Annotated in this window: 20 protein-coding genes; 9 read left to right on the top strand and 11 right to left on the bottom strand. The window is 72.9% G+C overall.

What is annotated here, in order from left to right; translation table 11 throughout:
* The first annotated feature begins 86 nt into the window (after positions 1-86).
* Positions 87-743, top strand: a complete 657-nt coding sequence (locus tag N5875_RS20135; RefSeq protein WP_318208161.1) for a response regulator transcription factor — start codon at positions 87-89, stop codon at positions 741-743.
* Positions 740-1,837 carry an ATP-binding protein gene (locus N5875_RS20140; protein WP_338495230.1) on the top strand — a complete coding sequence of 366 codons (1,098 nt, stop codon included), beginning with the start codon at positions 740-742 and terminating at the stop codon, positions 1,835-1,837. The genes N5875_RS20135 and N5875_RS20140 overlap by 4 nt, the downstream gene beginning before the upstream one ends.
* A gap of 123 nt (positions 1,838-1,960) precedes the next feature.
* On the opposite strand, the gene N5875_RS20145 is transcribed toward N5875_RS20140, so the two are convergent.
* The gene (locus tag N5875_RS20145; protein ID WP_338495232.1) at positions 1,961-3,955 is read right to left on the bottom strand and encodes a VWA domain-containing protein; all 1,995 of its coding nucleotides are present in this window, start codon (positions 3,953-3,955) and stop codon (positions 1,961-1,963) included.
* 256 nt (positions 3,956-4,211) lie between these two features.
* On the opposite strand from N5875_RS20145, the gene N5875_RS20150 reads away from it, so the two are divergent.
* Complete coding sequence (locus N5875_RS20150; RefSeq protein WP_338499212.1) at positions 4,212-6,299, top strand: PhoX family protein; 2,088 nt, start codon at positions 4,212-4,214, stop codon at positions 6,297-6,299.
* A gap of 38 nt (positions 6,300-6,337) precedes the next feature.
* Here N5875_RS20150 and N5875_RS20155 read toward each other — a convergent pair whose 3' ends face one another.
* The 9 genes from N5875_RS20155 to N5875_RS20195 all read right to left on the bottom strand — a co-directional run bounded on the left by N5875_RS20155 (position 6,338) and on the right by N5875_RS20195 (position 15,344).
* Complete coding sequence (locus tag N5875_RS20155) at positions 6,338-7,327, bottom strand: hypothetical protein (RefSeq protein WP_338495234.1); 990 nt, start codon at positions 7,325-7,327, stop codon at positions 6,338-6,340.
* A gap of 106 nt (positions 7,328-7,433) precedes the next feature.
* Positions 7,434-8,909, bottom strand: coding sequence for an APC family permease (locus N5875_RS20160; protein WP_318208157.1), 1,476 nt, complete (start codon positions 8,907-8,909; stop codon positions 7,434-7,436).
* Positions 8,910-9,106: 197 nt separating this feature from the next.
* A complete protein-coding gene (locus N5875_RS20165) occupies positions 9,107-11,059 on the bottom strand; it encodes an FUSC family protein (protein WP_318208156.1) in 1,953 nt (650 codons plus the stop codon).
* Between the two features lie 109 nt (positions 11,060-11,168).
* The gene (locus tag N5875_RS20170) at positions 11,169-12,023 is read right to left on the bottom strand and encodes an arylamine N-acetyltransferase (RefSeq protein ID WP_318208155.1); all 855 of its coding nucleotides are present in this window, start codon (positions 12,021-12,023) and stop codon (positions 11,169-11,171) included.
* 206 nt (positions 12,024-12,229) lie between these two features.
* The gene (locus N5875_RS20175) at positions 12,230-12,466 is read right to left on the bottom strand and encodes a DUF2630 family protein (RefSeq protein WP_318208154.1); all 237 of its coding nucleotides are present in this window, start codon (positions 12,464-12,466) and stop codon (positions 12,230-12,232) included.
* 18 nt (positions 12,467-12,484) lie between these two features.
* The gene (locus tag N5875_RS20180) at positions 12,485-13,552 is read right to left on the bottom strand and encodes an endonuclease/exonuclease/phosphatase family protein (RefSeq protein WP_338495236.1); all 1,068 of its coding nucleotides are present in this window, start codon (positions 13,550-13,552) and stop codon (positions 12,485-12,487) included.
* A 58-nt stretch (positions 13,553-13,610) separates the two neighbouring features.
* Positions 13,611-14,048, bottom strand: coding sequence for a hypothetical protein (locus tag N5875_RS20185; protein ID WP_338495237.1), 438 nt, complete (start codon positions 14,046-14,048; stop codon positions 13,611-13,613).
* 14 nt (positions 14,049-14,062) lie between these two features.
* Positions 14,063-14,494 (bottom strand): hypothetical protein, encoded by a 432-nt coding sequence (locus N5875_RS20190; protein WP_318208151.1) that lies wholly within the window; start codon positions 14,492-14,494, stop codon positions 14,063-14,065.
* Between the two features lie 37 nt (positions 14,495-14,531).
* On the bottom strand, positions 14,532-15,344 hold the full coding sequence (locus tag N5875_RS20195; protein ID WP_338495239.1) for an alpha/beta fold hydrolase: 813 nt from the start codon (positions 15,342-15,344) through the stop codon (positions 14,532-14,534).
* Positions 15,345-15,420: 76 nt separating this feature from the next.
* On the opposite strand from N5875_RS20195, the gene N5875_RS20200 reads away from it, so the two are divergent.
* The 4 genes from N5875_RS20200 (at position 15,421) to N5875_RS20215 (ending at position 18,279) form a co-directional block, all read left to right on the top strand.
* Positions 15,421-16,764, top strand: a complete 1,344-nt coding sequence (locus N5875_RS20200; RefSeq protein WP_338495240.1) for a PLP-dependent aminotransferase family protein — start codon at positions 15,421-15,423, stop codon at positions 16,762-16,764.
* Between the two features lie 49 nt (positions 16,765-16,813).
* The gene (locus N5875_RS20205; protein ID WP_338499214.1) at positions 16,814-17,287 is read left to right on the top strand and encodes an Rrf2 family transcriptional regulator; all 474 of its coding nucleotides are present in this window, start codon (positions 16,814-16,816) and stop codon (positions 17,285-17,287) included.
* Between the two features lie 25 nt (positions 17,288-17,312).
* Positions 17,313-17,735: a RidA family protein gene (locus tag N5875_RS20210; RefSeq protein WP_338495242.1), complete on the top strand. Its 423-nt coding sequence runs from the start codon at positions 17,313-17,315 to the stop codon at positions 17,733-17,735.
* Positions 17,736-17,874: 139 nt separating this feature from the next.
* Positions 17,875-18,279, top strand: a complete 405-nt coding sequence (locus tag N5875_RS20215) for a hypothetical protein (RefSeq protein WP_318208147.1) — start codon at positions 17,875-17,877, stop codon at positions 18,277-18,279.
* Here the strand turns inward: N5875_RS20215 and N5875_RS20220 are convergent.
* The gene (locus tag N5875_RS20220) at positions 18,237-18,812 is read right to left on the bottom strand and encodes a hypothetical protein (protein ID WP_338495245.1); all 576 of its coding nucleotides are present in this window, start codon (positions 18,810-18,812) and stop codon (positions 18,237-18,239) included. The genes N5875_RS20215 and N5875_RS20220 overlap by 43 nt on opposite strands.
* 195 nt (positions 18,813-19,007) lie before the next feature.
* Here N5875_RS20220 and N5875_RS20225 point away from each other — a divergent pair, with 195 nt between their 5' ends.
* Positions 19,008-19,976, top strand: a complete 969-nt coding sequence (locus tag N5875_RS20225) for an ATP-binding cassette domain-containing protein (protein WP_318208145.1) — start codon at positions 19,008-19,010, stop codon at positions 19,974-19,976.
* Positions 19,973-20,839, top strand: a complete 867-nt coding sequence (locus N5875_RS20230) for an ABC transporter permease (protein WP_338495247.1) — start codon at positions 19,973-19,975, stop codon at positions 20,837-20,839. Before N5875_RS20225 ends, N5875_RS20230 begins: the two co-directional genes overlap by 4 nt.
* Positions 20,840-20,859: the final 20 nt, after the last annotated feature.

The raw sequence follows: 20,859 nt of genomic DNA on the forward strand, positions 1-20,859 counted from the left end.
ATCCTAACGGCCCCACGAAGATCCACTCACATCGATATCCGGGGGCGCCGGGGTGGTGGGCCCGCCGTGGGCGGAGGATGGCCCCCATGCGTGTACTGGTAGCCGAGGACGAACGACCCCTCGCCGAGCTCGTCGCCACCGGACTGCGGCGCGCGGGCTTCGCCGTCGACACCGTCCACAGCGGTGACGCCGCCCTCGACCACCTCGGGCTCCACCCGTACGACGTCCTCGTCCTCGACCGCGACCTGCCGCGCGTCCACGGCGACGACGTCGCCCGCCGCCTCGTCGCCGAGGGCTCCCCGACCCGCATCCTCATGCTGACCGCCGCCGCCGCCACCGAGGACCGCGTCACCGGCCTCGACCTCGGCGCCGACGACTACCTCGGCAAGCCCTTCGAGTTCCCCGAGCTGGTCTCCCGGGTCCGCGCCCTGCGGCGCCGCTCCGCCCGCGCGGCCCTGCCGCCGCTCCTGGAGCGGTACGGGCTCCGCATGGACACCGTCCGGCGGACCGCCACCCGCGACGGGCGGGACCTCGACCTCTCCCCGAAGGAGTTCTCCGTCCTCCAGATCCTCCTGGAGGCCGACGGGGCGGCCGTCTCCGCCGAGGAGCTCCTCGACCGCGCCTGGGACGCCCACGCCGACCCCTTCACCGGCGCCGTACGCGTCTGCATGAGCAAGCTGCGCGCGAAGGTGGGCGAGCCGGGGCTGATCAGGACGGTGCAGGGCGTGGGGTACCAGCTGTGAGACCGGGCGGCGACTCGGGATACCTGGGGTCCGGGTCCACCATCCGGACGCGGATCGCGCTCGTGTACGGGGGTGCCTTCCTGGTCCTCGGGACCGTGCTGCTGCTCGTCGTGAACCTGCTCGTCCTCGCCGGGACGGACGACGAGACCGACGCGATCGTCGCCCGTGCGGACAGCGTGGCGAACGGGGTCGCCGTCGTCGAGGCGTACGAGCTGGGGGACGACATCAGCCGCGCCGCCGGCGAGCAGATGCTCATGTGGTCGAGCCTCGCCCTGCTCGTCATGGCCTGCTGCGCCGTCGTCGTCGGCTGGTGGACCGCCGGTCGCGTGCTCCGGCCCGTGCACGAGATGACCGCCCGCGCCGGGCGCCTCTCCGAACGCAACCTGCACGACCGGATCGCCGTCACCGGGCCCGATGACGAGCTCAAGGAGCTCGGCGACACGATCGACGCGCTGCTCGGCCGCCTGGAGACCGCCTTCGACAGCCAGCGCAGGTTCATCGCCAACGCCTCCCACGAACTCCGCACCCCGCTCGCCACCCAGCGCGTCGCGATCCAGGTCGGCCTCGACGACGACTGCGACGTACGGCAGGTGCTCCTCGACGCCAACCGGCGCAGCGAACGCCTCATCGACGGTCTGCTGCTCCTCGCCCGCAGCGAGCGGGGGCTCGCCGAACGCGAGGACGTGCGGCTCGGGGAGCTCGCCGAGGAGGAGTGGGCGGACGCGTACGTGGTGGCCGACGGCGGTGTCGTACGGGGCAGCCGGGTACTGCTCGGGCAGCTCGTACGGAACCTTGTCGCGAACGCGGTCGCCTACAACGTGCCGGAGGGCGGCACAGTCGCCGTACGGGCCGAGGGCGGCGTCCTGACGGTGACCAATACGGGACCCGTCGTCCCGCCCGACGAGGTGGCCGGGCTCTTCGAACCCTTCCGGCGCGGCGAGGGGCGGGACCGGATGGGGCCGGGCGCGGGGCTGGGACTGTCCATCGTGCGGTCGATCGCGGAGGCGCACGGGGGGTGCGTGGGCGCGGTGGCGCGGGGCGCGGGGGAGGGTGGCGGGCTGGTGGTGACGGTGACCCTGCCGGTCGCCTCCTGAAGGTCCCCTCCTGAAGGTCGCTTCACCTCCCGGCTCGTGGGGGTTGGGGCCTCACGCCCGCGGGCCGGGTCCGGGAAGATCCCGTACCCGGCCCGCGCCGTTGAACTACTCCTCTTAGGGCCCTCAGAACTCCAGGCCCGCGAGCAGGCCGCCGTAGAAGGCCGCGTGCGCGGTCTCGACCGGGGTCGCGCCCGCGAAGTACGTGCCGGTACGGGGAGTGCCGTCGAGCTTACGGAGGTAGTCGAAGGCCTTGTTGTCCTCCTCGCCCCAGGCCACGAACCGCCAGTGCAGCGGACGCTCCGCCGCCTCGGCCAGGGCCTGGGTGGCGGCGGTCTTCGACTCCGGCGCGCCGTCGGTCTGGAAGACGACCAGGGCGGTGCGGGTCGGGTCGGCCTTCTCGTGGTGGGCGAGGACCTCTTCCACGGCGCGGTGGTAGTTGGTCCGGCCCAGGCGACCGAGGGTGGCGTTGACCTCGTCGATACGGGTGGGCGTGAGGTCGGCGGGGGTCAGGTCGACCGTTCCGTCGATGTCCGTCGAGAAGAACACGGTCGTGACGGTGGCGTCCTCGTCGAGGTGCGCCGCGAGCGCGGTCACCTGCTCGGCGAGCCGCTGCACGGACCCGTCCTTGAAGTACCCGCGCATCGAACCGGACCGGTCGACCACGAGGTACACGGCGGCCCGTGCTCCGGCGAGCCCCTGCGCCTTGAGCTGCGCGGCGGCGGCGTCGTAGGCGTCGGCGAGGTGCGGGGGGAGGCGGTCGCCGGCGGCCGGGACGGTGACTTCCTCCGGCTCGGGCTCCGCCTTTGCCGCGGCAGCGGCTGCGGCTGCGGCGAACTCGGGCTCCGGGGCGGGCGCCTCGGAGACGACGGGCTCGGGCTGGGCCTCGGCCTCGGCCTGGGCCTGAGGCTCGGCCTCGGCGGGCTCGGCGGCCTGCGGCTCCGCCGTGTCGGCCTCGGGCTCGGCTTCCTGCTCCTGCGGGGCGGGCTCGGCCTCCGTCGCGCGAGCGTCCGCCACGACGTCGGTCGCCTCGGCGGCGGGGGTGGCCTCCGGCTCCTCCACCGCGTCAGCGTCAGCGGCCACGGCCGTGTCGGCCTCGGCCTCGGCCTCGGCGGTCGCCTCCGGCTCCACCTCGGCGGCCTCGGCCGGCGAGTCCTCGGCGGCCTCTGCCGCCGGGGTCGTGTCTTCGGCGACGACAGCGGCCTCGGGCTCGGTGTCCTGTGCCTGCGGGGCGGGTTCGGCCTCGGTTGCGGGAGCGTCCGCCACGACCTCGGTCGCCTCGGCGACGGGAGCCGCTTCCGGCTCCTCTGCCGTGTCGGCGGTAACGGTCGCCTCCGGCTCCGCCTCGTCGGCGACGACAGCGGCCTCGGGCTCGGTGTCCTGTGCCTGCGGGGCGGGTTCGGCCTCGGTTGCGGGAGCGTCCGCCACGACCTCGGTCGCCTCGGCGACGGGAGCCGCCTCCGGCTCCTCCACCGCGTCAGCGGCCTCGGCCTCGGCAGCGGCGGTCGCTTCCGGCTCCACCTCGGCGGCCTCGGCCTCGGCCTGCGGCTCGGCCGACTCCTCGGCCACCGGCGCCTCCACCGACTCCTCGGCCTGCGGCTCGGCCGCCTCCGGGGACGCGGTCTCCGCCTCGGGCTCGGCGTCGGCCGACGACTCCGGCTCCGCCTTGGCCTCGGCAGCGGCAGTGGGCGTCGACTCGACGTCCGCCGTGTCCGCCTCGACCGGCGCCGCCTCAGCAGCGGCAGCAGGCGTCTCCGCCTCGGCCGTCACCTTCGCCTCAGCGGCAGGCGTCTCCGCCGCAGGCGCTTCCGGCGTGGCCGACGGTGTCTTCGCTCGGGCCCGCGGGATCTGCGGGTTGTCGAACGACGCCGCCACCAAGTCGTCCGCCGCCCGGCGCGCCACCGCCTCCGACGTGTCCCCGGACTTGGACTCCGACGTGGACCCGGCCCCGGACGACGCCGTCGACCTGGCCGGCACCGGCACCGTCGCCGAAGCCGTCGTCGCCTCCGCAGGCGAAGCCGTCAACGTGGTCTCACGCGTCTGGGGCGGGACGACGGAGGTCGCCGGGGATTCCTCGCGGTCTCGGCCGAACACCTTGCGCAGCATGCTCCGAATACCCATGGGCGAACCCTTTCGCATGAGTGGGGTGCGTGTGAATGTCCGTACTGGGTGTTTCGGGACGTTCATCCCTGGCCAGGGCGGACACGTAAGGTTAGCGGCCACCCCTCCCCTTCTCGGCGACCCGGTCGCCCCCGGTTGCCGTGCATTCATTCGTCGTTCACTCCGTCGCCGTCCCTGTGCAGATGTGCGCACATAGCGTCGCGCCGAAGGTTTACCCGACACCATGTCGGCGCAGCGTGCGCCGGAGGAGGACGAAGTGCGCAAACTGCTGCCGCTGCTGAGCACGAACCCCCACGGAGGCGGACGTTCCGCTCTCACCTGCCGTTACCGCTGTGGTGACGCCTGCTTCCACGAGGTTCCCAACACCAGCGACAACGAGTACGCCGGCGACGTCATAGCCGGTGTCCTCTCCCGCCGTTCGGCCCTCCGCGCCGCCGCCGTCGTGACGGTCGCCTCCGCCGCCGGCAGCGCCCTCGCGCTGAGCACCGCGCCCGAGGCCGTCGCCGGTCCCGACAAGCACGGTCACGGCCACGGTCACGGCCACGGCCACGGCGGCAAGGCCGACGGCGCCCGCGGTCTCCGCTTCACCCCGGTCGCGCCCAACACCGCCGACCAGGTGACCGTCCCCTCCGGCTACTCGCAGAACGTGGTCATCCGCTGGGGCGAGCCGATCCTCCGCGGCGCCCCGGCCTTCGACTCCGAGAAGCAGACGGCGAAGGCCCAGGCCGGCCAGTTCGGTTACAACAACGACTTCCTCTCCCTGCTGCCGTTGCGCGGGGAGCACAACCGCCAGGTCCTCGTCGCGAACCACGAGTACACCGACGAAGTCCTGATGTTCCGCAACTACGACGCCGCGAACCCGACCCGCGAGCAGGTCGAGATCGCCTGGGCCGCGCACGGCCTCTCGGTCGTCGTCGTCCAGGAGGAGCACCGCACCGGCAAGCTCTCCCCGGTCTCCCGCCACCACCTCAACCGTCGTCTCCACACGACGAGCGAGTTCGAGCTGACCGGCCCCGCCGCCGGCGGCGACCTGGTCAAGACCTCGGCCGACCCCGAGGGCCGTATCGTCCTCGGCACGCTCAACAACTGCGCCGGCGGCACCACCCCGTGGGGCACCACCCTCCACGGCGAGGAGAACTTCAACCAGTACTTCGCCAACGGTTCCAGCGCCACCGACAAGCGGTACGGCGTCGGCACCGGTGCCACCGAGCGCAAGTGGGAGCTGTTCGACAAGCGCTTCGACCTCAAGCAGGAGCCGAACGAGGTCCACCGTCAGGGCTGGGTCGTCGAGCTCGACCCGTACGACCCCGACTCCACCCCGAAGAAGCGCACCGCGCTCGGCCGCTTCAAGCACGAGGCCGCGCAGCCCCGTCTCACCGACGACGGCCGCCCGGTCGTCTACATGGGTGACGACGAGCGCTTCGACTACTTCTACAAGTTCGTGTCCAGCAAGCGGATGAAGAAGGGGAACTCGCGGGCCGCCCGTGAGCACAACCTCACGCTGCTCGACGAGGGCACGCTGTACGTCGCCAAGCTGACCGGCGACTCCCCGGCCGCCGAGATCGACGGCACCGGCAAGCACCCCACCGACGGCGAGTTCGACGGGTCCGGTGTGTGGATCCCGCTGGCCACCGCCGGCCCGGACGGCGCCGAGTCGCACGTGCCCGGCATGACCGCCGAGGAGGTGTTCGTCTTCACCCGCCTCGCCGGTGACAAGGTCGGCGCCACCAAGATGGACCGCCCCGAGGACGTCGAGCCGTCCCCGCGCACCGGTCGCGTCTACGTCGCGCTCACCAACAACACCAACCGTGGCAAGGGCACCAACCCGGGCGCCGACGAGGCCAACCCGCGCAACCTCAACAAGCACGGGCAGATCCTCGAACTCGCCGAGAACTGGGACGACCCGTCCTCCGACGGTTTCGCCTGGCGCCTCTTCCTGGTCGCCGGTGACCCGAACGACCCGGCCACCTACTTCGCGGGCTACCCCAAGGAGAAGGTCTCCCAGATCTCCTGCCCGGACAACGTGGCCTTCGACCCGCACGGCAACCTGTGGATCTCCACGGACGGTGCCCAGCTCGGCTCGCACGACGGTCTGTTCGGCGTCGCCACGCAGGGCGAGCGCCGCGGTGAGCTGAAGCAGTTCCTGACCGTGCCCAAGGGTGCCGAGACCTGCGGCCCGATCATCCAGGACCGTCGCGTCCTGGTGGCCGTGCAGCACCCGGGTGAGATCGACGGCGCCTCCGTCGAGAACCCGAAGTCGGAGTGGCCCGACGGACCGGGCAAGCTCGTCCGCCCGTCGGTCGTCGCCGTGTGGCGTACGGACGGCCGCGACATCGGCGTCTAGCACCACCGGCGCCCGGGGGTGGAGTGCTCACGTCACCCTCACTCCACCCCCAGGCCCTCCCTGAACCGTACGAACTGCTCCTCGGGGTCCCCGGTGTACGCCCACGGCACCCACGCCGCCCGTGCGCCGAGCATCCCGAGCAGCTCCCGCGCGATCTCCACCTGGCCCGCGTAGCAGGCCGCGTGGACGAGGAAGTTGAGGTCACCGACCTCTTCCGGCGCCACCGGCGCCCCCGGCTCGCGCCCGCCGATCCACCGCGCGTGCGTGCGCCGCAGCTCCGTCACCGCCAGCTCGTGCTTCCAGTGCTGGTCGAAGCCGCGCACCGGGCCGCGTCCGAGCGCCCCGTCCGCGATGTACCGGTACTCCTCCACCCGGGCCACCTGTACGAGCACGGGCAGCGGAGAGCCGGGCGGCGCCACCCCCGCCGCGTCCCGCGCGAAGTCGTACATGCTCCCGTGCGTCCCGTGCCACCGCGCCGACCAGTAGCGCAGCACCTGGATGTGGCCCTCCGTGTTGTACGGGTCCCGGCGCCGCAACTCGTCGAACCAGTGCCGTAGTTCACGGCGCTGCACCCCGCCCTCGTACAGCCTGGCCACCGAGAGCAGCGACACCCACGGCATCGGGTCGGCGGGCGCCGCCTCGGCCGCGCCCCGGCAGGCGTCGACGGCGGCGTCGATCCTGCCCCGCTCGACGGCCGCGCCCCGGCCGGCCGCGATGGCCGCGTCGAAGACCCGTACCACCTCGGTCGCCGCCCGCAGCACCGCCGCGTCGGGATTGCCCGGCTCGGCGGCCCGCCAGGTCTCCACGGTGGAGCTGCTCGCGGCCGCGTGCGAGAGGAGCCGCAGCCGGTGGGTGCGGCGCGCCCACCGGTCACCGGTGGCGGCGAGCAGGTCCCGTACGCCCTGCCAGCGGCCGATGACGATGTCGTGGCGCGCCTCGGTCAGCGCGCGGTCCCCGAAGTCCGGGTCGAAGTCGGGCGCGAAGCGCTCCGCACGCGCCGAGCGCGCGGAACGGCGGCGTACGGCCATCGGGGGCCTCCTTCGGGTTCGGCTGCCGTCAGAAGTGGTGACTCGCTTGGGTTCCCGTGCTGTTGGTGCTGTGCTGTTGGTTCTGTGCCCTTGGTGAGGGCGTGGATCAGAAATCCGTTGCGTAGCTCTTGTCCCTGGTTCCGCCGCGCGTGCGGGTGGCCGGGCCCGAGCCCTCCGCTGCCGCCATCGCGCGGGCGGCGTCCAGGCGGGCCGGGCGGTAGTAGTCGCTGCCCTTGCGCCAGTGGACGAGCAGCGGGACGACGCCGAGGAGCAGGCCGCCGAGGCCGATCGTGAGGGCGGTGGTGGAGAGTTCGCCGAGCGATTCGACGAAGGCCCAGAGCATGAACGCCGAGCCGAGCAGCGGCCAGACTCCGCCGAGGAGCAGGTTCCGTACGGAGCGGAGGAGGACCGACTTGTACGCGACGACGGCGGCGATGCCCGCGAGCCCGTAGTAGAACGCGATCTGGAGTCCGATCGCGGAGACGGCGTCCCGGAGGATCTGCTGCACGGAGCCGGCGGCCGCGGCGGCCGCGAACATCAGCAGGGCGGCGCCGCCGACGGCGACGATCGCGACCCACGGAGTGTTCCAGCGGCGGTGCACGGTGCCGAGCGCGGACGGCAGGGTCCGGTCGCGGCCCATCGCGAAGAGCGAGCGGGTGACCTGGAGGAGGGTGGTCTCCAGGGTGGCGACGGTGGACAGCAGGACGGCGACGACGAGGAGTTTGCCGCCGATCCCGGGCCAGACCTGCTGGCCGATGACGGCGAGGACGTTGGGTCCCGCGGTACGGATCTCCTCCGCGCTCAGCAGCACGTTGACGATGACGGTGACGGCGACGAAGAGGAGGAAGACGAAGCCGACGCCGACGAGCGCGGCGAGTCCGGCGGTGCGGCGGCTGTTCCGGGTCTCCTCGCTGAGGTTGCTGGTGACGTCCCAGCCCCAGTAGTAGAACGCGGCGATCAGCGCGCCCGCGGCGAAGCCCTGCGGCCCGTCGAACTGGCCGAGGCCGAACCAGGACCAGTCGAAGGCGGTGGCCCGCCCGCGGTGCGCGACGGCCGCCAGGATGAAGCCGAGGAGGATCAGCATCTCGACGCCCGACATGATCAGTTGGGCCCGGACGGTCAGCCGAGCGCCACCCATGACCACGAGCAGCATCATCAGGAACCAGCCTGCGCCGACGGCCGCCGCGAGCGGGGTGCTGTCGGCGAGGTCCTGGTCGAACAGGGCGAGCGTGAGCGCGCCGGCGGGCAGCGAACCGGCCACCATGAAGACGGTGGCGGCGAAGACGAGGGCCCAGCCGGAGAGGAAGCCGAGGAAGGGGTGGAGGGTGCGGCCCACCCAGGAGTAGCCGGCACCGGCGTTGACGTCGATCCGCCCCAGGCGGGCGTACGCGAGGACGATGCCGAACATCGGTATCGCGCAGTAGAGCAGGGCGGCGGGCCCCGCGTAGCCGACGGCGCCGAAGAGCACGGCGGTGGTCGCGGCCATCGAGTAGGCGGGGGCGCTGCCTGCGACGGCCATCACGATCGTGTCGAAGGTACCGAGGACATTGGGCTGGAGCCCTCTGTTCGTGGTGGTGCGCATGGCGGTGTCCTCGGGGCGCGGGGGGTGAGGCAGGACGAAGTGGCCCGTCCGCCGGGCCGGTTCCCGACCGCGGCGGGCGCGGATCACGGTGAGATCGAGCGCATCGTAGTCGCCCGGATGGCTTCGGGTAACGGCGGTGGGGAGGGTTCCGTTCCGTGACCGCCGGTAAGTCCTCCCGTACGCCCCTGTGGGGAGGTTTACCGCAGGTCGGGACCGGCGATGGCGCGGGCCGCGCGGACCTCCTGGCGGAGCGGTGCGAGGACTCCGTTCTCGTCGCCGGGAAGCTCGCTGCGGACCTCGACGAGGGTCTCCGATTCCCGGATTCCCTCGGCGAGTTCGCGCAGCTCACGCTCGACGGCGACGACCTCGGCGGGATCGGGGTCGGGAGCGCCGTGGTTGACCCGGATCCGGGCGGCGGTCGTGGCGTCCACGATCCGCTCGACGGCGACGACGAGCGGCCACCAGGCGGCGGCGCGGGTCCCGGTGGGCGGCGGTTCGGTGAGGGCGCGCTGGAACTCGGAGCGGACGGTGGAGAGGTCACGGTAGAGCTTCCGCCGGGCGCGCAGCCGCCCGCCCTGGTCCTCCGTCCCTCCGAACGCGCAGGTCACATAGGCGGCGGTGTCGGCGACGGCGTCCGCGAGCCGGTCGCCGATCCGGGAGTGCCAGGACTCGGGCCAGAGGAGGTAGCCGGCGATCAGCGCGATGCCGCAGCCGATGAGGGAGTCGTACAGGCGGGGCATGACGAGGTCGAAGCCCTGCTGGTTGAGGGTGTCGGAGAGCAGCAGGATGACCGGGGTGATGGCCGCGGTCTGGAAGGCGTACCCCTTCGCGGAGAAGGCCGGGATGAGGGCGGCGAGCACGCACATCACGGGGACGTCCCACCAGCCGCGCGGCACCTCGGCGAGGACGAGCGCGGCGAGGAGCAGGCCGGCGGCGGTGCCGAAGGCGCGGAGCACGGCACGGGAGAAGACCGAGCCGAAGTCGGGCTTCATGACGAAGGTGACGGTGAGCGCGACCCAGTACGAGCGGGGGACGGCGATCAGCGAGACGAGCGCCTGGGCGAGCCCGATGCAGAGGGCGAGCCGGAGCCCGTACCGCCAGGACGCCTCGGAGAACAGCACGGCGCGGGTGGCCCGGCGGACGCGGACCCGCAGCGCGGCGGGGCGGCCGAGCCGGTCGTCGACGTTGTGCACGTCGGGCTCGGCCTTGTGGACGACGGCGGCGGCGTGCCGCAGGGCGTGGTCGACGGCCTTCTCGGCGGGCCGCTCGGGGGTCGGCAGATCGAGTACGGGTGCCCCGGTCCGGCCCTCCTCGACGGCGTCGGCGAGTTCGCGCACGGCCGCGGGGATCGTGGCGGACAGCGGGCCGTGGAGCCGGGCGCGGAGGTGGGCGGCGGGGGCGGCCTCGACGAGCGGGATGACGACGTTCAGCTGCGCGAGCAGCCGGACGAGGGAGGACGCGCGGCCGTGCTGGCGGGCGCGGCGGGCGAGGACGAGGTCGTAGGACTGGTTGAGGGAGGCGGTGACGGCCTGCCGCTTCTCGTCGTACGCGTCGGTTCCGGTGGCCTCGTACAGATCGGCGACGGCCCGGTAGGTGTCGGCGACGGCCGACCGCTCGGGGGCGGCGCGGCGCAGGGGCCAGCCGAGCAGGGTCAGGGCGAGGACGAAGAGTCCGCCGAGGCCCAGCAGCAGCGGTGCCTTCCACCAGGGGTCGGGCATGGGGAGTCCGGCGCCGACGACGGCGTTGAGGAGCAGGAGCAGCCCGGAGACGGAGGCGACGGCGCCGATCGAGGAGATCATCCCGGAGACGAGCGCGACGAGCGTGAGCACGCCGACGGCGACCCAGCCGTGCCCGAAGACAAGGGTCCCGAGGGTGACTCCGACGGCACCGAAGAGCTGCGGCACGGCGATGTTGAGGATCCGCATCCGGTAGGCGTCGGCGGTGTCGCCGATGACCCCGGACAGCGCGCCCATGGACACGAGCGCCCCGTAGGCGGGCTGCCCGACGGCAAGACCGACGGCGAGCGGCACGGACAGCGCGACGGCGGCGCGGCCGACGGCGGCCCAGGGGACGGGCGCGGGCGCGGGCTTGAAGCCGGTGGTGAGCCAGGCGGGCGGGGAGAGCCGTGCGGTCCTTGCGGGGCGTGCCATGCGCCCAACCTACGTCTCTGCCGCCGAGGGCCCCGGTCCGCGCGCTGTCCTTCGAGGGGAGCTTCCGCGGTCCGCGCGCCGTCCTTCCCGGGGAGCCTCCGCGGGACGGTCAGTCGGCCGGTGCGTCCAGCGGCAGTCCGTCCGGTACCGCGATGCCGAACTCGGTGGTCAGCACCCGGGTGATCTCCTCGCGGCCGGAGAGTTCCCGCTCCTTGCGGGAGCCGTCCGCGCGGGTCTCGACGAGGTGGCGGCCGCTGAGCGCGAGATGGCGGTCCGGTGTCGAGCGCTGGACGTAGAGGAGGTGGGAGAACGGGGAGCGGGGGTTGGTCGCGACGTGCCAGTTGATGACCTCGAAGTCCGGGGCCTCGTACGGCTCCACGGTGAACGCGTACTGATCGGTCCACTCGTCGTCCTCGTACGCCTGGAGCACCCACAGCTCCAGCGGCCCGCGGTGCGGCCGGTGGACCAGGCGGTGACGGCGGTTCGCGGCCCGGAACTCGGTGTCCGCGACCAGTGGGACCGCTTCGAGCAGCGATCCGGAGGAGCCGAAGCCGACGTCCGCCAGGTACGGGTCCGGCTCGCCCGGCACGTCGACGAGCAGCAGCATGTGGGTCCGCGGCCGGATCGCGCCGCGGGCGCCGAGCACGACCCGCGCGGCCATGCGCGTCACACCGAAGCCGAAGGCCTCCAGGACGGCGGCCAGCAGGGTGTTGTGCTCGTAGCAGTAGCCGCCCCGGCCGCCGCGGACCAGCTTCGCCTCCAGGTCCGGCAGCGCGAGGGAGGGGGCGGAACCGGCGATCGGGTCCAGGTTCTCGAAGGGGATGCCGTACAGATGGGCACGGTGCAGCGACCGGAGCGTCGCGGCGTCCGCCCGTCGCTCCCCGGTCCAGCCGGTGCGGGCGAGATAGGCGTCGATGTCCGGCCGGGGGGCGGAGTCCTGCGGGGTCTCGTCGTGACTCGTCATGCTTCCGACCCTACGCAGCGTGGCATGCGGCGGCCTCGGGCCGGGTGCGGTGCCTCACCTGGTTCTTTCGGCCTAGGTACGGGTACGAAGCGGCGCGCAGCCACGCGCAGCCGCTGGACGGTTTCGGCGCGCACGGTCGCGCACGGCGCCGGACGGCTTTGGTGCGCACGGTCGCGCACGGCGCCGCCGCACCCCGTGCGGGGGCGTCAGTTGCGGTAGGACTCGACCTCTGTCGCCGGGCGGAGGGTCGCCGTGTCCGGGTCCTCGCCGAATTCCGCCTTCGCCCTGCGCTGCCGCAGCAGGTCCCAGCACTGGTCCAGCCGGACCTCCAGTTCCGACAGGCGGGCGCGTTCCTCGGGGAGGAGGCCGCCCGTGCGCTGCCGGAGGGTGCGTTCCTCCTCGACGAGGGCGCCGATGTCGTCCAGGATCTCCTCGTTCTCCATGTCCTCCAGCGTCGCCGATCAGCGCGGCCCGCGCAGGTCGAGATCGGCGACGACCGCCCGGTGGTCGGAGCCCGGGAGGTCCGGGAAGCGGACCTCGCGGACGCTGAAGTCCCTCACCAGGACGTGGTCGATCTGGACGAACGGCGGCAGCGGGCCCTCCGCCGGCCAGGTCGGCGCCCGGCTCTCGTCCGCCCGCCGCGCCGCGTCCTGGAGCCCGCCCGCCGCGAGGATGCCGCGGAACGCCGCGTGGTCCTGCGAGGCGTTGAAGTCGCCCGCGACCAGCATCGGGCCGGTGGGCTGCGCCGCGACGGCCGCCTTCACCCGGCCCAGCTCCCGCTTCCACAGGGACACCTGCCCGGGCACCGGCGGCATCGGGTGCGTCAGCTGGAGCCGTACCGGCACGCCCGCGATCTCCGCCGTGGCACCCGGCATGCCCATGGTCGACGGAATCATCCGCCAGTCGCGCAGCGGGTACGAGCTCAGCAGGATCGAGCCGACCGAGCCCTCGCCCTCGACGGAGGCGTAGTGCGGCAGCTCCGTGGCGAAGGTCTTCGTGAGGGCGCCCCGGCAGGCGCGGTCGCACTCCGACACGAAGACGAGCTGGGGGCGCTCCCGCCGCATCAGCTCGATCAACGAACCCGTCCCCTGGCCGAATTCGACGTTCGACGCGATGACCTTCACCCGCGCCAGCGGCAGCCCGTACGAGATGACGGTCTGCGGCATGTACGGCACGGTGCTCCAGGCGGTCGCGCCCAGGACCAGGACCGCCACGAAGGTGAGCACCCGGCGCCGGGCCACGGCGGCGAGGAGCAGGGCGAGGCCCGCGGGGACGGTCAGCCAGGGGAGGAACGCGAGGAGTTGGGGGACCGGGGTCACCGCGTCCGTGTCCAGGGCGCGGCAGGCAGTGATCAGCGCCGGTACCACCATGAGCAGCCCTGCGGCCCAGGCCATGACGCGGTGCCTGGGCCGCAGGGGCGGCGGTGCGGGGGCCACTTCGCGGGTCGCCTCGGGAGCCGGCTCGCGGGTGGCCCCGGGGTGGGGCTCGGGGGTCGCCTCGGGGGCCGGATCGGCGGGACTGCTGTTCACGGGCTCCGCCGTCTCCCCGTGCTCTGCGTGATCTGCGGTCTGGACTCGGTCCACCCCGTCAGTGTCGCAGGGCCTGCGCGATCTCCGCCTTCGGTCCGCCCGACAGGGACCGATTGCTGCGCGCCGTACCGGTCTTGGACTTCCCCGGTTCCACTCCGTCGATGTTCAGGACGACCGAGTCGAGGAAGTTCCCGTCCGCGTCCCGGAAGGTGACCATGATCGTGTAGTCGGCGTTCTTGTCCTTCGGGTTGGTCGCCGTGATCTCGGAGACCGTCCGGTCCCCGTCGGTGCTCGTCGGCCCGGCGCTCACGTCGCCGGTGGCGTTCACCCCGTCCTTGACCTCGTTCATCTTCTCCTCGGCGGCCGAGGCGACCGCCGCCGTGGCGGAGGAGACGATGTCGCCCGCCGTCTCCTTGACGGTGTCGCACCCGGTGACCGTGAGGGTGAGCGCGGTGGTGGCGGCCAGGGACAGGGCCGCCGCCGTCGTGCGTCTCATCGCCCGCCCGCCCCTCAGAACTTCTCTTCCCGGCCGTACGCCTCGTCCGTCGCCAGCGCCCAGATCACGAAGACCGAGATGGCCATCGAGAACAGCGCCCACCACGGCTGGTACGGCAGGAACAGGAACTGGAACAGGATGTTCAGGGACGCGAGCGCGATACCGGCGACCCGTCCCCACTCCGCCCCCTTGAGGATGCCGAAGCCGGCGATCGCGACCACGACGCCGAGGATCAGATGGATCCAGCCCCAGGTGGTCAGGTTGAACTTGAAGACGTAGTCGCCGACGCGTGTGTAGATGTCGTCCTCGGCGATGCCTGCGATGCCCTGGAAGACGTCCATGAAGCCGGTGACGAGCATGAGGACGCCCGCGAAGAGCGTGCCGCCGCTCGCCCAGGCGGCGGAGGAGGACGTGGACCTGCGGGGTGGTGCCGTGTTGTGGCTCATGGACCCATCGTCGGAGCGTTCGTTCCGTTCCGAACGTTCAGTTGGGCCGTACGAGTGAGCGGAGGTAGTTCTCCAGTACGGCGTCGAAGTCGTCGGGGCGCTCCAGGTTCGGCAGATGCGCGGCCCGCTCGATCACGGCGAGCGTGGAGTGGGGGAGGAGCGCGTGCATGTCCTCCGCGTCCGCGACCGGGGTGTACGAGTCGTCCCGGCCGACGACGACGAGCGCGGGGAACGGGACCGTGGCCAGGGTTTTGCGGTAGTCGGGGCGCTCGGCCCTGCCCCGGAGCGCGGCCGCCGCGCCGGCCGGGTCGGTCGCGGACATCATGCGGTGCACGTGCGGGGCGGCGTGGGTGTTGTACGGGGCCACCATCCGGTCCAGTACCTCGTCGGCGTACCCCCGCATCCCCTCGGCGAGGAGCCGGTCGGCCATGGCGTTCCTGGCGGCTTTGCCCTCGTCGGTCTCGGCGGCGGGGAAGGTGTCGGCGAGGACGAGGCCCCGGACGCGCTCCGGGTGGCGGCGGTAGAGCTCCATGGCGATCTGGCCGCCCATGGAGAGGCCGACGACGACGTAGTCGTCGATCTCAAGGTGGTCGAGGAGGCCGGCGAGGTCTTCGGCGAAGACGCCGAGGCCGGTGGAGGCGGGGGCGGTGGAGGCGGGGTGCGTGCCCAGCGGGGTGCGGCCGTAGCCGCGCAGGTCGGGGGCGATCACCCGGTACGTGCGGGAGAAACGGTCGATCTGGGGCTGCCACATGGTGTGGTCGAAGGGATGGCCGTGGACGAGCAGGAGGGCGGGGCCGGAGCCTCGGTCCTCGTAGGCGATCGGGGTGTCGTCGATCTGTACGAAGTCCATGGTCGGAGGCTAGGCAGGCGCAACTGCTCGGTGCAATAAGATCTTTGCTCTCGGTGCAATGAGGGAGGGGCTGGGTATGGAGGAGTACCGGAGGATCGCCGATCGCGTCGAGGCGGCCGTACGGGACGGGCGGCTGAAGCCCGGTGACCGGCTGCCGCCGCAGCGGGTCTTCGCCCGCCGGCACGCCATCGCGAACTCGACGGCCATCCGTGTGTACGGCGAGCTCGCCCGGCGCGGCCTCGTCGTCGGGGAGGTCGGGCGCGGCACCTTCGTCCGGGCCGCGCCCCCGCTCCCGGGGCCCGAGCTCGCCGAGGCGACCGGCGCCGCACCCGTCGACCTCCAGCTCAACTACCCCGTCGCCGAAGGGCAGTCGGAGCTGATGGCCCGGGCCCTCGCCGCCCTCGCCCGGTCCGACGTCCTGGCCGAGGCCGTGTCCCGGCCGGCCGCAGCCACCGGCACCCCGGAGGCCCGCGACGCGGCGGCGACCGTGCTCGCCCGGCCCGGCTGGGCGCCCGACCCCGAGAGCGTCCTCTTCGCCGGGAACGGCCGGCAGGCCATCGCCGCCGCCCTCTCCGCCCTCGTCCCGCCCGGCGGCCGACTGGGCGTCGAGGCCCTCACGTATCCCCTGGTCAAAGCGGTGGCCGAGACGCTCTCCATCCGGCTCGTACCGCTCGCCCTCGACGACGAGGGGGTACGGCCCGAGGCGCTCGCGGCGGCCCACCGGGCGGCGCCGCTGGCCGCCGTATACCTCCAGCCCACCCTGCACAACCCGCTCTCCTCGACCGCGGGGGAGGTGCGCCGGGCCGAACTGGCCGAGCTGCTCAGGAGCTTGGACCTGACAGCCGTCGAGGACACCACCTGGGCCTTCCTCGTGCCGGACGCGCCCGCGCCGCTCGCCGCGCACGCCCCCGAGCGGGTCCTGCTCGTCGACAGCCTCTCCAAGCGTCTCGCCCCCGGCCTGACCGTCGGCTACCTCGTCGTCCCCGGACGGTTCCGGGCGGCGGTGGCGGAGGCCCTGCGCTCCGGCGCCTGGACGGCGGGCGGGCTCGCCCTCGCGGCCGCCACCCGGTGGACCTCGGACGGAACGGTCGCCGAGGTGGTCGCGGCCAAGCGGGCGGACGCGGGGGCCCGGCACGCCCTGGTCCGGCGACGGCTCGCCGGGCAGGTCGTCCGGACCTCCCCGTACGCGTACTACTGCTGGTGGGAGCTGCCCGCGCCCTGGCGGGCGGAGACCTTCACGGCGGCGGCCGCCGCACGCGCGGGCGTGGCGGTCACCCCGGGCGGCGCCTTCGCGGTGGGCGGCCGGGACGGTACGGGGACGGCGCCGGACGCGATCCGGATCGGGCTCGCGTCCCCGCCGCGAGCGGTCCTCGACGAGGCGCTGGGGCGGCTGGCGGCGCTGGCGGCGGAGGAGGGTTGAAAACCCCTGGGCCTTCATATCCTGGACATGTAAGGTCCAGGATATGAAGATGAGTGAGGGCGTGGAGTGGGCGTTGCACAGCTGCCTGAACCTGGCCTGGATCGGGGCCGAGCGGGCGGTCACCGCCGCGCGCCTCGCGTCCTACCACGAGCTGCCCCCCGCCTATCTCAACAAGCAGCTCCAGGCGCTCGCCCGCGCCGGGATCGTCACCTCGGTCTCCGGACCCAAGGGGGGCTTCCGGCTGGCGCGCCCCCTCGACCGGATCACGCTGATGGACGTCGTCGCCGCCGTCGAAGGCCCTGACGAGGCCTTCCGCTGCACCGAGATCCGGCGGAAGGGGCCCGGCGCGGGGACGCCGGAGACGTACGCCGCCGAGTGCGCCATCGCCGGGGCCATGGGGCGGGCCGACCTGGCCTGGCGCCGGGAGCTCATGGCCCAGACCCTGGACGACGTCCGGCTGCGGGCCGAACTCCAGGCACCGGCCGCGCCCGAACGGCTCCGCCACTGGTTCGCCAACGCCTGACACTCTCCGGAAGGAACGATCGCTCATGACCGCCAAGACCTCCGCCGACCAGCGGGTCATCACCAACCCCGACACGCTCCACGACCCGACCCCCTTCGGCTACAGCCACGCCGTCTCCGCGCCCGGCGAGCTCGTCTTCATCGGCGGCCAGTACGCCTCCGACGCGTCCGGTTCGCCCGTCCCCGGCGACTTCGCCGCCCAGGTCGAGCTCTCCCTCACCAACCTGCGGCTCGCCCTCGAAGGCGTCGGCCTGGGTCTGGAGCACGTCGTCCGTCTCGGCTCGTACGTCGTCGACCACGACATGGCCAAGCTGGAGGCCCTCGGCAAGGGCCTGCACGCCCACTTCGGCGAGCGGCTCCCGGCCCAGACCCTCAGCGGCGTCGCGGCGCTCGCCCTGCCGGGCATGCTCTTCGAGATCGACGCGATCGCCGTACGCCCCGCCGCCTGACGCCGTACGCCCCGCTCCCGCCCGCCCGACGCCGCCGCCCCGCCCCCGCCGCCTGATCCACTTGCGGGGCGTACGGCGCGGGTGTGCCCTTGAGGGTGCGGGAAGCAGCAGGGGGGCGAGAGACGAAGGAGCTCCTGCCATGGCCGCACACGCAGCGATACCCGTCCGGAAGCCGTTCAGCACCCACGGCCTGGCCACCCCGATCGTCGTCGGTGTCCTGTACGGCCTCTACGCGGCGACCGTGGTCCGCCAGGGTGGCCCCACCACCCTGGGGCAGCTGTGGCTCGGCCTGATCTCGGCCGTGGTGCTCGGCGCCGGGATCTACGTCCTCCGGCGTTACGGCCGCGCCCTCCCCCGCGAGGCACGGGCCGCCGCCTGGGGGTCGCTGTCGGGCATCGCGGTCGGCTTCCTCTTCAGCCTGTCGGGCGCCAGCGTCCTCTCGTCGAGCGGACTCGGGCTGACCGTGGCCGCGCTCAACGGGATCGGCGCCTACTACCTCTTCTACACCCACGAGGACGCCGAGGGACGGCCCGCGCCGTACTGACGGGTCCCACCCCCGGCCGGACGCTTCCCGCCGTCCCGGCGGCGCCGGTGGTAGGCGACCGCGACGACGGCGAGCAGCACCGGCCACGCCAGGAGCGGCGTGTAGCAGACGGCCAGGAGGGCGTCCTGCGCCGGTGTGGCGGGGATGCCGGGCCCCAGGTCCGCGTACGAGGCGTACACGCCCCAGGCCACGATCGCGCCCAGCCCCGTCACCCCGGCCAGGGCCGCGCCGGTCGCGGCGGCCGGGTTCACCCGGCGCCCGCCGAGGAACGGCATCCAGCGCGGGAAGACCTCGCCCCAGGAGCGGACGAGCCCCAGGGTGAGGAAGGCGAGGAGCTCGGACACGACGCTGAGGGAGACCACGTACATGGACTCCCCCCAGCTCATGACGCCCCACTCGGCGTCCTGCGTGACCGGCAGCCCGGCGACGAGCGCGAGACGCCACAGCCCTGACGGGAGGGTGACGAGCGGGACGGCATGGGCGGCGAGGACGGCCCAACGGGGCACGTCGGGAAGGGCCTTGATTCTCAGCATGGGACCAGCGTCCCGCCGGGCCCCGCCCCCGGACGTCGCTCCGGAGACCGGTCCGCCTCCGCCGGGCGGGGGAGACGGCGTCATCCGACGAGGTTCCGCCGCTCTGGCGATCCGGCCGTGGTCGACGGAGACTGGGAGAAGCGCTTTTTTCGAGCGCGTCTGCTCCGCGCCCTCTTCCCCTGGAGGATCCACGGTATGACCGACCTCGCCATCGAGACCGAGGGCCTGGTCAAGGTCTTCGGCAGCAACCGCGCCGTCGACGGCATCGACCTCCGCGTCCCCGCCGGGACCGTGTACGGAGTCCTCGGGCCCAACGGCGCCGGCAAGACCACCGCCGTCAAGATGCTCGCCACCCTGCTCAGGCCCGACGGCGGCCGGGCCCGCGTCTTCGGCAAGGACGTCGTCAAGGACGCCGACACCGTGCGGGGCCGGGTGAGCCTCACCGGGCAGTACGCCTCCGTCGACGAGGACCTGACCGGCACCGAGAACCTCGTCCTGCTCGGCCGGCTGCTCGGCCACACCCGCCCCGCCGCCCGCGAGCGCTCCGGGCAGCTGCTCGCCGCGTTCGGGCTCGCGGAGGCCGCCGACAAGCAGGTCAAGAACTACTCGGGCGGCATGCGGCGCCGTATCGACATCGCCGCGTCCATCCTCAACACCCCCGACCTGCTCTTCCTCGACGAGCCGACCACCGGCCTCGACCCGCGCAGCCGCAACCAGGTCTGGGACATCGTCCGCGCGGTCGTCGCCCAGGGCACCACCGTCCTGCTGACCACCCAGTACCTCGACGAGGCCGACCAGCTGGCCTCCCGGATCGCCGTCATCGACCACGGCAAGGTGATCGCGGAGGGCACGAAGGGCGAGCTGAAGGCCTCCGTCGGCTCCGGCTCCGTGCACGTACGCCTCCGGGACCCGGAGCAGCGGCCCGAGGCCGAGCGGGTCATCGTGGGCGCCCTGGACGCCACCGTCCAGCTCGACGCCGACCCGGTCGCGCTCACCGCCACCGTCAACGGCCACGGGACGGACCTGGGCGCCGCCGAGCAGGCCGCGCGGGCGCTGGCGGAGCTGGCGCGGGCCGGGATCACCGTCGACAACTTCGCGCTGGGCCAGCCCAGCCTCGACGAGGTCTTCCTGGCACTGACGGACAGGAAAGGAACGACCGCATGACCACCGTCACCAACGGCAAGGACACCCGGACGACCGAGACGCTCGACTTCGTCGCCCCGAAGGCCGACGAACTCGCGGCGCTGCTGGTGGGTCACTCCCGCCCGCCGCGCCCCAGCGCGCTCTCCGCCTCGATGACCTTCGGCTGGCGGGCCATGCTGAAGATCAAGCACGTGCCGGAGCAGCTGTTCGACGTGACGGCGTTCCCGATCATGATGGTGCTGATGTACACGTACCTCTTCGGAGGTGCGCTGGCCGGGTCGGTCTCCTCGTACATCCAGTTCCTGCTGCCCGGCATCCTGGTGATGAGCGTCGTGATGATCACGATGTACACGGGGGTCTCGGTCAACACCGACATCGAGAAGGGTGTCTTCGACCGCTTCCGCACGCTGCCGATCTGGCGGCCCGCGCCGATGGTCGGCTATCTCCTCGGCGACGTCGTCCGCTATCTGATCGCCTCGGCCGTGATGCTGACCGTCGGCATGATCATCGGCTACCGGCCGGACGGCGGGATCGTGGGCGTGCTGCTCGGGGTCGCGCTGCTCGTGGTCTTCTCGTTCGCGTTCTCGTGGATCTGGACCATGTTCGGTCTGCTGCTGCGCAGCGAGAAGTCCGTCATGGGCGTCTCGATGATGGTGATCTTCCCGCTGACGTTCCTCTCGAACGTCTTCGTCGACCCGAAGACGATGCCGGGCTGGCTCCAGGCCTTCGTCAACAACAGCCCGGTGACCCATCTGGCGACGGCGGTACGCGAACTGATGGCGGGCAACTGGCCGGCCGCGGACATCGCCTGGTCGCTCGGGTGGTCGGCGGTGCTGATCGTCGTCTTCGGAGCGATCACCATGCGGCTCTACAACCGCAAGTGACGACCGCGATCGACGGCCGC

The organism is Streptomyces sp. SJL17-4 (assembly GCF_036826855.1).
GTDB lineage: Bacteria > Actinomycetota > Actinomycetes > Streptomycetales > Streptomycetaceae > Streptomyces.